This is a genomic window from Nocardioides campestrisoli, from assembly GCF_013624435.2.
Lineage (GTDB): Bacteria > Actinomycetota > Actinomycetes > Propionibacteriales > Nocardioidaceae > Nocardioides > Nocardioides campestrisoli.
The window spans coordinates 3,747,488-3,759,909 of record NZ_CP061768.1 but is presented as its reverse complement, the minus strand read 5'-3'; the positions used below and the strand labels follow the sequence as shown (position 1 = coordinate 3,759,909).

Below are 12,422 nucleotides of genomic sequence, written 5' to 3'. Positions count from 1 at the left end.
CGGTGGCCGCGCTCCTGCTGGGCACGGCCACCGCCGCGCACGCGCGCCCTGAGGCGGGTGCCGCCGCGACGTCGTACCCCTGGCACACCGGGATCGTCGCCACCACGTTCTGGGTCGGGGAGATCTTCGATCCGGACGCCGAGGACGGCAGCCAGATGATCTCCACCTACGACGACCACTGGTACGAGAGCTACGGCGGGTGCGACGGCCGGGTGGTCGGCGGCGAGTGCCGCACCGAGCGCCGCTTCCGGCGCGACGGCTGGTTCCCCCGGCAGATGACCCCGAAGCAGAACCCCTTCTACCTCGACCTGCCCTACGACGACCTCAACGACCCGGTCGGCTTCGCCCGCCGCGGCGAGGTGATCCCCTGGGCGAGCCGCCCGCGCTACGCGGCGCTCGTGGACGACCCGCAGGTGAGCCTGATGAAGAACCGCTGGGTCCGGCTCACCTCCCGGGGCCGTACCTGCTACGGACAGATCCAGGACGCCGGCCCCGGGAAGTACCACGACGCGCGCTACGTCTTCGGCCACGGCGACGCCCGCCCCGCCTCGAAGCGCTACAACAACGCGGGGATGGACGTCTCCCCGGCGCTCAACGGCTGCCTGGGCTTCCGCTCGCTCGACGGGGACCGGGACCGGGTGGACTGGCAGTTCGTCGACGCCAGGGACGTGCCGCGGGGACCCTGGCGCCGCCTCGTCACCCGCTGAGGCTCAGCGACGTCCCTTCTTGCCCTTCTTGCCGGCCTTCTTCTTGCCGGCCTTGAGGGTGAAGTTCTCGGAGACCGCCGTGCCGACCTTGCCCAGGTCGCTCAGGACGCGGAACGTGGTCTTGCCCTTCCAGGTGTGGCGGTAGCGCAGCTGAGCCCGACCGTTGACCTTGGTGTAGTCCCGTGCGCCCTTGACGTTGACCCACTTCGAGCCCTTGAGGCGCTGCAGCTGCGCGCTCGCGTTGCTGGTGCCGAAGAAGGCTCCGGACGGGCGTTCGTCGGTCACGGTGGCGTTGACCTTCACGTGCTGCCCGAGCCGCGGCTTCTTCGTCGACGGCTTCGCCGTGACCGCGGAGTACGGCAGGCGCAGGTCGAAGGTGAAGGGCGTCACCGGCGTGAGCGTCTTCGGGTACTTGTTGCCGACCTGGTCGGTGACCTCGTAGGTCCCGGTCACGGTGTAGGTCCCGGGCAGGTCGCTGCCCCCGCAGAACCGCTTGGTCTCGATGCCGGTCGTCGGGTCGCCCTTGCTGATGTAGGCGGAGCCCGCGGACGTCCCGTCGGGCGCCTGGAAGGAGAGCTGGATGTTCCAGGTGAGCACGGTGAGCGGGGGAGTGACCGAGTAGCTGATCGGGTGGTCGGTGCACTCCGCGAACAGGACGCCGGGCCCCGCGCTGACGGTGGCCGTGAAGGCGTCGGCCTGGGCCTCGGCGCTCTGCCCGGGTGCGGCCAGACCTGCCAGACCCAGCACGGTGGTGAGGACGAGGACGGAACCGCGCAGCGACCTGTTCATGGTGGCCTTTCCAAGGGTGGTGGTTGGCGAGGATCCTGGCGGTGCGGCACCCCTCCCGCAAGGGCGTCCGCGATGTGGGCCTGGCGCCCGGAGCACACCCGGTCGCCTGTCGGGCCCGGCCCGTAGGGTGTGCACGTGAGCCAGTCCGTCGTGCCCGTGTACTCCGAGCGCGGGGTCTTCGTCTGCTTCGAGGGCGGCGAGGGAGCCGGCAAGTCCACCCAGTCCCGCGCCCTGGCCGAGTGGCTGCGTGGCGAGGATCACGAGGTGGTGCTCACCTTCGAGCCCGGCGACACCGCGGTGGGCAAGCGGCTGCGACAGATCGTGCTGGACCCTGCGACCGGCGACCTCTCGGACCGGACCGAGGCGCTGCTCTACGCCGCCGACAAGGCCGAGCACGTCGACACCGTGGTCCGTCCGGCGCTGGAGCGCGGCGCCGTGGTGATCACCGACCGGTACGTCGACTCCGCGCTGGCCTACCAGGGCGCCGGCCGTGCGCTGGCAGCGAGCGAGGTCGAGCCGGTGATGCGCTGGGCCACCGGCGGCCTGCGCCCGCACCTGACCGTGGTGCTCGACCTCGCGCCGGAGACCGGCCTGGGCCGGTTCACCGAGCGGGACCGGATCGAGGCCGAGGCGCCGGAGTTCCACCAGCGGGTACGGGAGGCGTTCGTCGCGATGGCCGCCGCCGACCCCGACCACTACCTGGTGCTGGACGCGCGCGCCCCGGTCGAGGAGATCGCGGCGGCGATCCGGGTCCGGGTCGAGCCGCTGCTGGCAGCGACGGTGGTGGGTCGGTGACCGCCGTCCAGCTCCCGTCGGGGGCGATCTGGGACACCCTGGTCGGCCAGCAGCACGTGGTGGAGGTCCTGGCCCGCGCGGCGCGCGGCGAGGCGATGACCCATGCGTGGCTCTTCACCGGGCCTCCCGGCTCGGGCCGCTCCAACGCCGCGGTGGCGTTCGCCGGCGCGCTGCAGTGCGAGCGTGCGGGCTGCGGGGAGTGCCACGCCTGCCGCACGGTGCTCGGGCGCACCCACGCCGACGTCACCGTCGTCCGCACCGAGAAGCTCTCCATCGGCGTCGAGGAGATCCGCGACCTGGTCCGGAAGTCGGCGCTCTCGCCCAACGGCGCGCGCTGGCAGGTGATGATCGTCGAGGACGCGGACCGGCTCACCGACCGGGCCTGCAACGCGCTGCTCAAGGCGATCGAGGAGCCGAACGCCCGGACCGTGTGGCTGCTGTGCGCCCCCTCGGCCGAGGACGTGCTGGTCACCATCCGCTCGCGCTGCCGCCTGGTCACGCTGACCACGCCGACGGCCGCCGACGTGGCCTCGTTCCTGGTCCGCACCGAGGGCGTGGGCGAGCCGCTGGCCGCGCACGCCGCCCGGGCCAGCCAGGGCCACATCGGGCGCGCCCGGGCGCTGGCGCTCGACGAGGACACCCGCAACCGCCGCGCCGAGGTGGTCCGGCTGCCGGCCCGGCTGACCTCGCTGGGCTCCTGCATGACCGCGGCCTCCAACCTGCTGGAGGTGGCCAAGGCGGAGGCGGAGGCGCAGACCTCCGCGCTGGACACCAAGGAGAAGGCGGAGCTGGAGCGCTCCTACGGGATCGAGGGGCGCGGCAAGCGGCCCAAGGAGTACGCACCCGCCCTGCGCGACCTGGAGAAGGGGCAGAAGACCCGCGCCAAGCGGCGCGTGCTCGACGTGGTCGACCGCAGCCTGATGGACCTGGTCTCGGTCTACCGGGACGCGATCGCGTTCAAGCTGGGCGCCCCCGGGCAGCTGGTCAACGAGGAGATCCGCGTCGACATCGCCATGCTGGCCCGGCGCTCCTCTCCCGAGGAGCACCTGCGGCGGATCGAGGCGATCTTCACCGCGCGCGAGCAGATGCTGGAGTTCAACGTGCCGCCGGCGATGGCACTGGAGTCGATGATGGTCGCGCTGCGGCTGGAAGGTGGGACGCGATGAACCGCGTGGTGGCCGGGCTGCTGGTGCTCGCTCTGGTGCTGGGGGCGGGCGCCGTGGGCGCGTCGTTCCTACTGGGCGGGGACGACAGCTCCTCGTCGTCCTCCTCGGGGGAGAGCGGCGGAACGACCCGGGAGCCCGAGCGGCCCGTGCGCAGCGGCGACGAGCCGGACGAGGGCGCCACCGAGGCGCCGTCGCCTGACCTGCAGCCCTACTACTCCCAGACGCTGGAGTGGAGCGAGTGCGGCGAGTTCGAGTGCGGCTGGCTCGAGGCGCCCCTGGACTACGAGGACCCGGACGGGAAGACCATCGACCTCGCGCTGCTCAAGGTGCCCGCCGAGGCCCCGGACCAGCGGGTCGGCTCCCTGGTGGTCAACCCCGGCGGTCCCGGCGCCCCGGGCACGGAGTACGCCGCGCAGGCGGCGCTGGCCTTCCGCCCACCGTTGCTCGACCACTTCGACGTGGTCGGCTTCGACCCGCGCGGCACCGGACGCAGCAACCCGATCGACTGCGTGAGCGACGCCGAGGTCGACGAGCTGCGCGCCAGCGACCCGGACCCGGACGGTGCGGCCGAGCTGGCGGAGTCCGAGGAGGACTCCGCCCGGTTCTTCGAGGGGTGCCGGGAGAAGAGCGGTGACCTGGTCGACCACGTCTCCACCGTGGAGGCGGCCAAGGACATGGACATCCTGCGGGCCGCCCTCGGGCAGGACGAGCTGGACTACCTCGGGGCCTCCTACGGCACCCAGCTGGGCGCCACCTACGCGGAGCTCTTCCCCGACCGGGTCGGCTTCATGGTGCTCGACGGCGCCGTGGACGTCTCCCTCGACGAGCGCCAGGCGAGCCTGGACCAGGCGCGCGGGTTCGAGACCGCGCTGCGGGCCTACGTGCAGAACTGCGTCGACGGCGGCGACTGCTACCTGGGCGACTCGCTCGACGAGGGGCTGGCCTCGATCAAGGAGTTCCTCGACGAGGTCGACCAGAAGCCGATCCCGGCGGGCGACCGCGAGCTGCGGGCCGGTGACGCCTTCTACGCGCTGGCAGCCCCGCTCTACAACCGCGAGTACTGGAGGCTGCTGGACCAGGCGCTGAAGTCCGGGATGGAGGGCGACGGCCGCCAGCTCATGATGCTCGCCGACCTCTACTCCTCGCGCGGTCCCGACGGCTACACCGACAACTCCAGCGAGGCGATCCGGGTGATCAACTGCCTCGACGACCCGACCTCGATCCCGGTCGAGGAGGTGCCCGCGGAGTTCGAGGCGTTCGAGAAGGCCTCGCCCACGCTGGGCCGGATCTTCGCCTGGGCCCTGACCGGGTGCGAGGACTTCGACGGCCGCACGACCGAGCCGCTGGAGATCGACGGCGCGGGTGCGCCGCCGATCCTGGTCACCGGCACCACCCGCGACCCGGCCACGCCCTACAAGTGGGCCGAGGCCCTGGCCGACCAGCTGGAGTCCGGCGTCCTGCTGACCCGTGACGGCGACGGCCACACGGCGTACAACCGGGGGAACGAGTGCGTCGACGAGACGATCGAGTCGTTCCTGGTCGACGGCAAGGTGCCTGACGGCGACGTCACCTGCTGACCCGTTGCACGCAGCAGCCGGCCGGGTCCGTGGGGAACCCGACCGGCTGAGCCTGTTCCGGCGGGATTAGCTCACCAGCGCGCCGATGTCGGAGAAGGAGGCGGCGTCGCCCACGCGCGGGATGCTGGTCCGGCCGTCGACCCCTACCGGGATGTCGCCGGCGACCGTGATCCGGCGTACCTCCCGGGGTTGGGTGTCGAAGTCCGCGACGGCGTAGTGCTGGGTGGCGCGGTTGTCCCACATCGCCACGTCACCGGGCTGCCAGGTCCACCGGATGGTGTTCTCCAGCTTGGTGACGCGGTCCTGGAGCAGGTTGAACAGGATCGCCGACTCCTTCTGGTTGAGGCCGACGAACTTCTTCACGAAGTGGCCGAGCAGGAGCGTCCGCTCCCCGGTCTCCGGGTGCACCCGGACCACCGGGTGCTCGGTCTCGAACCTGGTCGAGGCGAACTGGGAGCGGGTGAACGACCGGTGCGACTCCTCGACCGCCTCCGGTGACTCCGAGGACGCGGCGTAGTCGTAGTCGTTGCTGTGCACTGCCCACAGGTTGTCGACCAGCGCCCGGAGCGAGTCCGGGAGGGCCTCGTAGGCGGCTGCCGTGTTGGCCCACACCGTGTTGCCCCCGTACGCCGGGATGGTCACGCCGCGCAGGATGCTGATCGCCGGGATCCGGTCGACGAAGGTGACGTCGGTGTGCCAGCTGTTGGCGGCCATTCCCTTGTTGGCGGTCAGGGTGAAGATCCGCGCGCTGCCGGTGTTCACCGTCGGGTGGGCGGTGGTCAGGCTGCCGAGCTGCTCGGCGAACGCGATGTGGCCCTCGTCGTCGAGGTGCTCCTGGCCGCGGAAGAAGACGACCTTGTGCTCGAGCAGGGCGGACCGGATCCGGCCCACCGTCTCGGCGCCCAGGTCGGGGCCCAGGTGGACGCCGTCGATGCGGGCGCCGATGCGTCCGCCGAGCTGCTGCACCTCGAGGGTGCCGGTGGCTGCGCGGTCAAGGCTGATGGTCATGGGTTCCTCCGGAGTGCGTGGGGTCGAGCCCTCACCATCCGGTCCGTCGAGAGCGGCCCTCAAGGGTTCGAGGCGCGGTGGCGCGAACTCCGTGGCGGGGTTGAGACCCGGGGACAGGCACGACAATATCTGCCATTCTCAATCAACTTACTTCACTTTGAGGAGGGCGGATGGCGCAGCAGTCGTCGACCATCGTGGTCAGCCGGGGCAGGTTCGGCTCGCCGGCCGGCCGGGTGCTGGAGCAGGTGCGGGGTCGAGGACTCGCCACCCGCGACGAGCTCGCCGGCCCCACCTGTCTGAGCGCCCGCACCGTGGCGCGCACCGTCGCCTCCCTGCTCGAGGGCGGCCTGCTCCGCGAGCGCCCCGACCGGGCGCGGGCCGGCAGCATCGGCCGCCCCGGCACGCCGGTGGAGATCGACCCCACCCTCTACGTGACCGTCGGGGTGCACGTCGGGACCCGCCTGCTCACCGTCGCGGTCGGGGACCCGTCGGGCCGCGTGGTCGACAGTCGCACCACCGACAAGCTGCCCGCCGACCCGCTTGACCTCGACTGGGTGGGCAGCCGGCTGGTCGAGATGCTCCGGACGCTGCCCGGGCGCCGCCCGCTGGTCGCGGGGATGGTCGCGCCGTGGCGCGACATCGGCCTCGACCAGCACGCCACCGGCGCGGCGTTGCGTGAGGCGCTCGGGCTCGAGGTGACCACCAGCGAGCACATCGCCGCCGTCGCCGCCGCGGAGTACATCCACCGCAGGCACGGCACCGCCGGGATCACCACCTACCTCTACGTGCGCAACACCACGGGCTTCGCGGTCGCCCGGGAGAGCGGTGGGGAGGCAGAGGTCTCCCGGGCGGCCCGGCTCACCCACTTCCCGACCCGGGCCGACGTGCCCTGCTCCTGCGGGCGGACGGGCTGCCTGGAGGCCAGCACCAGCGACCACGCCGTCGCCGTCCGCGCCCACGCCGCCGGCCTGGTCGACGAGCCGGTGGTCGAGGCGCTCTACGAGGCCGCCGGCGCGGGGGTGCCGGCGGCCCGGGAGCTGCTCGTCGAGCGGGCCCGGCTGCTCGGGGAGACCGCGGCGCTGGTCCGGGACATGATCGACCCGGACCGGATGATCCTGGTCGGCCAGGCGTTCACCGACTTCCCCGGCGTCCTGGACGAGGTGGTGGCGGCCTTCGCCGGGACCACCACCCTGCCTCCGCTCGACCTCTCCTTCACCCGCTTCGGCGCGGGCATCCAGGCCCTGGCCGCCTGCACGGTCGCGCTCGCCCCCGTCTACGACGACCCCTTCGCGGTCCTTCCGACGCCGTTCCGACCCGCCCACTCGCACGCCCTCTGAAAGGCCGCACCCGTGACCGACTCTCGTTCCCTCCTGCCCTCCCGACCGGCATCCCGACGGCTGGTCTCCTCCGCCCTCGCCGCCCTGGCCACGGGGGTGCTGCTCGCCGGCTGCACGTCCGCCGTCGGGGAGCAGTCCGCCACGTCCGGCTCCGGGTCCCAGGGCCCCGTCGAGGGCGGCACCCTGCGCGTCGCCGCCACCACCGACCACGTCCCGGCCTCGGTCTTCGGCCAGTCCAGCGACGTGGGCAACACCCTGATCGGCCTGGTCTACGACTCCCTGGTCGAGTACCCGCACGACAGCCTGGATGCCCAGCCCTCGCTGGCCACCTCCTGGGAGGTCGCGGAGGACGGTCGGTCGATCACCCTGCAGCTGCGGAACGACGTCACCTTCCACGACGGGCGGCCCTTCACCTCCGAGGACGTCAGGTTCAGCATCGAGACCTTCGCCGACCCGGCGTGGGCGGTCCAGGTGCAGCGCACCGCCGCCGCGGTCACCGGCTTCGACACCTCCGACCCGCACGCGATCACCCTGGAGTTCGCGCACCCGCTGAGCAACATCCTCGACCTGCTCGACATCGTCCCGATCGTCGACTCCGAGTCGTTCCCCGGCCTCAAGGAGGCCAGCACCTACAACGGCACCGGCCCCTTCCGGTTCACCGGCTGGCGGCCCGGGACCGGGATGACCTTCGAGCGCAACGAGGACTACTGGAAGGGTGCGCCCGACCTGGAGGCGGTCGACGTCTCGGTGGTGCCCGACGCCCAGGCCCAGGTCGCCGGGCTCCGGTCCGGCCAGTACGACCTGGCCCTCGGCGTCACCCCGCGCGACGTCGAGACCCTGGAGCAGGACCCGAAGTTCGACGTCCACGACTTCGAGGGCGCCACCCAGCAGCAGTACCTGGGCTTCCAGCTGAAGAACCGGGACCTCCAGGAGGTCCGGCTGCGCCAGGCGATCGCCTACGCGGTGGACCGGGAGCGGATCGTCGAGGAGCTCTACCGCGGCAGCGCGGTGGCCAGCGGGCTGCCCTGGTCGCCGTCCTCCCCGGCGTACGACGAGGAGAAGGGGCAGACCTACGCCCGGGACGTGGCCAAGGCCCAGCAGCTGGTCGCCGAGCTGGGCGACGTGCCGACCCTCCCGCTCCAGTTCGCCGCCGGTCAGCCGGCGGGGGAGACGATCGCCCAGATCGTCCAGGCCAACCTCGAGGAGATCGGGCTGGAGGTGGAGCTGAAGCCCACGGAGTTCGCGCAGATGTACAAGCAGCTGGTGGGCGCGCAGTTCGAGGGCCTGTGGATCTTCGGCCACACCTACGCCCAATACACGCCGGCGACGCTGACGGTCAGCGCCTTCCCGTTCAACGCCGCGCACAACGCCTCCAACTTCGTCGACGAGCAGTACCGCGCCGACTCCGACGCCTCCTGGAAGGTCGCCGACCCCGCGTCGGCCGAGGCGGAGGAGCCCTTCGACCGGGTCAACGACCACATCGTCGACAACGTCTGGCTCACCGACCTGGTGACCAGCCACCCGCGGGTCGTCACCACCAGCGCGGTGCACGGGATCGACTACAGCAAGCGCACCGAGCTGCTGCTCGACGAGGCGTGGAAGGACCAGTGACCCGCTGATGCTGCGCTACGTCCTGGGGCGGCTGCCCTCGGCGCTCGGCCTGCTGGCCGGCGCGTCGCTGCTCATCTTCTGGCTGATGCGACTGGTGCCCGGCGACCCCGTCGACGCCTTGGCCGGCCCCGACGCCACGCCCGAGGCGCGGGCGGCGATCCGGGCCGACCTCGGCCTGGACCAGCCCTTCCTCACCCAGTACGTCGACTGGCTGGGCGACGTGCTCACCTTCGACCTGGGCCGCTCGTTCGTGGTCGGCGGGCAGGTCAGCGACCTGCTCGCCGACGGGGCGGCCAACACGGTGGTGCTCACGCTGACCGCGCTCGCCCTGGCGGTCACCTCCGCCCTGGTCACCGCGGTGACCGCCGTGGTCGCCCAGCGGCGGTGGCTGGACGGGCTGCTGGCCGGGATCAACACGGTCGCGCTGGCCTTGCCCACCTTCGCCACCGGCCTGCTGCTGGTGCTGGTCCTCGCGGTGCTGCTGCCGGTGCTGCCCTCGGGCGGCACCCCGCCGGGCGGCTTCCTGGCGCGGCCCGACATCTCCGTGCAGTACCTGCTGCTGCCGGCGACCTGCCTGGCGGTCCCGGTCTGGGCAGGGCTCTCCCGGTTCCTCACCGAGGCGCTGCGCTCCCAGCTGCGCCAGCCCTACGTCACCACCGCGCGCGCGGTCGGCATCCGGCACTCCCGGATCGTGCTGACCCAGGCGCTGCCCAACGCGCTGCCCTCGGCGGTCACGGTGCTGGGCATCCAGCTCGGCACGCTGCTGGGCGGGGCAGTGCTGGTGGAGGCGATCTTCACCTGGCCCGGGCTGGGCCGGCTGATCGAGGAGGCGATCTCCGCGCGTGACTACCCGGTGGTCCAGGTGCTGCTGCTGCTCTCGGTGACGGTCTTCGTGGTCACCCAGCTGGTCACCGACGTGGTGCACGCCTGGCTGGACCCGCGGATCCGGATCGGCGGTGCGGCATGAGGAGCGCGCTGACCTCCGCCAAGGGGATCGCCGGGCTGGCGCTGGTGGCGGGGATCCTGCTGCTCGGACTGGTGGGCCCCCTGCTGGCGCCGTACTCCCCGACCCAGCAGGTCCCGGGCGCCAACCTGGTCGGCCCGTCGGCGTCGCACTGGCTGGGCACCGACGACGTCAACCGGGACGTGCTCTCCCGCACCCTCGCCGGGATCCGGGTCGACGTCCTGATCGTCTTCCTGGCGGTGCCGACCGGGGCAGTGCTCGGCATGCTGATCGGGCTGGTGACCAGCTGGTGGAAGGTCACCGACGTGCTCACCCAGCGGGTCTTCGACCTGGTGCTGGCCTTCCCCACGCTGATCCTGGCGATCGCGCTGGCCGCGGTGATCGGGCCCGGGCTGTGGACGATCGTCCTGGTGGTCGTGTCGATCGAGGTCCCGGTCTTCGGCCGGCTGGTGCGGACCTCGCTGCGCACCGTGCGCGAGATGCCGTACGTCGAGGCCGCCGAGGTGGTCGGCGCCCGCCCGGCGTGGGTGCTGCGCCGGCACGTGCTGCCCAACTCGCTGGAGCCGCTCACTGTGCAGCTGGCGCTGTCGATGTCGGTGGCGGTCTTCATCGAGGGAGCGATGAGCTTCCTCGGCATCGGGGTCAAGGCCCCCGATCCCTCGCTGGGGTCGCTGCTCAAGGACGGCACGCGCCTGATGTACGACGCGCCGTTCCTCTCCCTCGGCCCGCTCGTCGTGGTGCTGGCCCTCGTCCTCGGGCTGCTGCTCGTCGCCCAGTCCCTCTCGGAGGCCCACCGTGCGTGAACCCACCGTGACCGATCCGCTGCTCACCATCGACCACCTGGCGATCTCCTTCGCCCAGCCGCGCCCCGCGGTCAACGACGTCTCGCTGCGGATCGCCCCGGGCGAGGTGCTCGCCCTGGTCGGGGAGTCCGGGTCGGGCAAGTCGATGACCGCCCGGGCCGTGCTCGGCCTGCTGCCTCCGGGGGCGCGGGCGTCGGGCTCGATCCGGTTCCGCGGCGAGGAGCTGCTCGGCCTGGACGACGCGGCGCTGTCGCGGTTCCGCGGCAGTCGGGTCGCGATGGTCTTCCAGGAGCCGCAGACCGCGCTCAACCCGGTGCGGACCGTGGGCTGGCAGATCCGCGAGGCGCTCCGGGCCCACGGCCGGGTCGACCGGGGGCAGGCGCGGAGCCGTGCGCTCGAGCTGCTGCGCCAGGTGGAGATCCCCGACCCCGAGGAGCGGCTCGGCTACTACCCGCACCAGCTCTCCGGGGGGCAGAAGCAGCGGGTGGTGCTGGCGCTGGCGCTGGCCAACGAGCCCGACCTCCTGCTGGCCGACGAGCCCACCACGGCGCTGGACGTCACCGTGCAGGCGGAGATCCTCGCGCTGCTGCGCCGGATCCGGGACCGCACCGGCACCAGCATCCTGCTGATCACCCACAACATGGGGGTGGTCGCGGAGATCGCCGACCGGGTGATGGTGCTGCGGCAGGGCGACGTGGTCGAGGAGGGGGAGACCGGCAGCCTCTTCGCCGACCCCCGCCACTCCTACACCCGCCAGCTGCTCGACTCGGTGCTGCGGTTGCCCGCGCAGGGCGAGGCCGGCGAGCCGGTCCAGCTGGTGGCACCCGGTCCGGGCCCGGGCGGGACGCCCGCGCTGCGGTTCACCGACGTGCACGTGCGCTACGGCTCCTCCCGCAGGGGCCGGGCGTTCCCCGCGGTCACCGGGGTGAGCCTCGAGCTGGCGCCCGGACGGGTGCTCGGGCTGGTGGGGGAGTCGGGCTCGGGGAAGACCACCTTGGGCCGGTTGGCGGCCGGACTGGTGCCGCTGGCCGAGGGTCGGGTGGAGGTGGGCGGCCGGGACCTCTTCGCCCTGCCGGCCCGGCAGCTGCGGGAGCTCCGCCGCGACCTCGCCTTCGTCCACCAGGACCCGGAGGCCTCGCTGGACCCGCGGATGAGCGTGGGCGCCTCGATCCGGGAGCCGCTGGACATCCACGGGGTCGGCACCCCTGCCGAGCGGCGACGCCGGGTGCACGAGCTGCTGGAGGCGGTGCGACTGCCTGTCGACATCGTCGACCGGCGGCCCCGGGCGCTCTCCGGCGGTCAGCGGCAGCGGGTGGCCCTGGCCCGGGCGCTGGTGCTGCGGCCCTCGCTGCTGGTGGCCGACGAGCCGACGAGTGCCTTGGACGTCTCGGTGCAGGCCGACGTGCTCGCGCTCTTCCGCGCGCTCCAGCAGGAGCTGGGCTTCGCCTGCGTCTTCATCAGCCACGACCTCGCGGTGGTGCACCAGGTCGCCGACGAGGTGGCGGTGCTGCGCCGCGGCGAGGTGGTGGAGTCCGGCCCGGTCAGTCAGGTCTTCTCCCGCCCGCGGCACGACTACACGCGTGCGCTGCTCGCCGCCGTCCCGGTGCCGGACCCGGCCGCCCGGGTCGAGCCCAGCGTGGAGGTGGCCTCGTGAACAGCGGGAGT

The 12,422-nt window shown here is 72.6% G+C and carries 11 protein-coding genes; 9 read left to right on the top strand and 2 right to left on the bottom strand.

Translation table 11 applies throughout. The features are described 5' to 3' along the window. Positions 1-2: 2 nt before the first annotated feature. On the top strand, positions 3-707 hold the full coding sequence (locus tag H8838_RS17760) for a hypothetical protein (protein ID WP_185994449.1): 705 nt from the start codon (positions 3-5) through the stop codon (positions 705-707). Positions 708-710: 3 nt separating this feature from the next. Here H8838_RS17760 and H8838_RS17755 read toward each other — a convergent pair whose 3' ends face one another. After that, on the bottom strand, positions 711-1,496 hold the full coding sequence (locus H8838_RS17755) for a hypothetical protein (RefSeq protein ID WP_185994450.1): 786 nt from the start codon (positions 1,494-1,496) through the stop codon (positions 711-713). A gap of 135 nt (positions 1,497-1,631) precedes the next feature. Between H8838_RS17755 and tmk the strand changes: the two genes are divergently transcribed. Genes tmk through H8838_RS17740 form a run of 3 tightly spaced genes read left to right on the top strand, consistent with a single transcriptional unit; the run spans position 1,632 to position 5,034 of the window. Beyond that, positions 1,632-2,291 (top strand): dTMP kinase, encoded by a 660-nt coding sequence (tmk, locus tag H8838_RS17750; RefSeq protein WP_224766236.1) that lies wholly within the window; start codon positions 1,632-1,634, stop codon positions 2,289-2,291. Beyond that, a complete protein-coding gene (locus H8838_RS17745) occupies positions 2,288-3,457 on the top strand; it encodes a DNA polymerase III subunit delta' (RefSeq protein ID WP_224766235.1) in 1,170 nt (389 codons plus the stop codon). Before tmk ends, H8838_RS17745 begins: the two co-directional genes overlap by 4 nt. Continuing rightward, positions 3,454-5,034: an alpha/beta hydrolase gene (locus tag H8838_RS17740; RefSeq protein WP_185994451.1), complete on the top strand. Its 1,581-nt coding sequence runs from the start codon at positions 3,454-3,456 to the stop codon at positions 5,032-5,034. The genes H8838_RS17745 and H8838_RS17740 overlap by 4 nt, the downstream gene beginning before the upstream one ends. 66 nt (positions 5,035-5,100) lie before the next feature. Here the strand turns inward: H8838_RS17740 and H8838_RS17735 are convergent, their stop codons facing one another. Then, entirely contained in the window at positions 5,101-6,042 is a 942-nt protein-coding gene (locus H8838_RS17735) for a TauD/TfdA dioxygenase family protein (protein ID WP_185994452.1), read from the bottom strand. A 170-nt stretch (positions 6,043-6,212) separates the two neighbouring features. Here H8838_RS17735 and H8838_RS17730 point away from each other — a divergent pair, with 170 nt between their 5' ends. The 5 genes from H8838_RS17730 to H8838_RS17710 are packed head-to-tail and all read left to right on the top strand — an operon-like array spanning position 6,213 to position 12,411. Next, positions 6,213-7,379: an ROK family protein gene (locus H8838_RS17730; RefSeq protein WP_185994453.1), complete on the top strand. Its 1,167-nt coding sequence runs from the start codon at positions 6,213-6,215 to the stop codon at positions 7,377-7,379. Positions 7,380-7,391: 12 nt separating this feature from the next. Continuing rightward, positions 7,392-8,990, top strand: coding sequence for an ABC transporter substrate-binding protein (locus H8838_RS17725; RefSeq protein ID WP_224766234.1), 1,599 nt, complete (start codon positions 7,392-7,394; stop codon positions 8,988-8,990). Between the two features lie 7 nt (positions 8,991-8,997). Continuing rightward, positions 8,998-9,957 carry an ABC transporter permease gene (locus tag H8838_RS17720; RefSeq protein WP_181311955.1) on the top strand — a complete coding sequence of 320 codons (960 nt, stop codon included), beginning with the start codon at positions 8,998-9,000 and terminating at the stop codon, positions 9,955-9,957. Further along, entirely contained in the window at positions 9,954-10,757 is an 804-nt protein-coding gene (locus tag H8838_RS17715) for an ABC transporter permease (RefSeq protein ID WP_185994454.1), read from the top strand. Before H8838_RS17720 ends, H8838_RS17715 begins: the two co-directional genes overlap by 4 nt. Beyond that, positions 10,750-12,411 carry a dipeptide ABC transporter ATP-binding protein gene (locus tag H8838_RS17710; RefSeq protein WP_224766233.1) on the top strand — a complete coding sequence of 554 codons (1,662 nt, stop codon included), beginning with the start codon at positions 10,750-10,752 and terminating at the stop codon, positions 12,409-12,411. Before H8838_RS17715 ends, H8838_RS17710 begins: the two co-directional genes overlap by 8 nt. The last annotated feature ends 11 nt before the right edge of the window (positions 12,412-12,422 follow it).

Coding starts and splice junctions, on each gene's coding strand:
- H8838_RS17720 (WP_181311955.1), top strand. CDS start 8,998: ATGCTGCGCTACGTCCTGGGGCGGCTGCCCTCGGCGCTCGGCCTGCTG.
- H8838_RS17735 (WP_185994452.1), bottom strand. CDS start 6,042: ATGACCATCAGCCTTGACCGCGCAGCCACCGGCACCCTCGAGGTGCAG.
- H8838_RS17715 (WP_185994454.1), top strand. CDS start 9,954: ATGAGGAGCGCGCTGACCTCCGCCAAGGGGATCGCCGGGCTGGCGCTG.
- H8838_RS17730 (WP_185994453.1), top strand. CDS start 6,213: ATGGCGCAGCAGTCGTCGACCATCGTGGTCAGCCGGGGCAGGTTCGGC.
- H8838_RS17755 (WP_185994450.1), bottom strand. CDS start 1,496: ATGAACAGGTCGCTGCGCGGTTCCGTCCTCGTCCTCACCACCGTGCTG.
- H8838_RS17740 (WP_185994451.1), top strand. CDS start 3,454: ATGAACCGCGTGGTGGCCGGGCTGCTGGTGCTCGCTCTGGTGCTGGGG.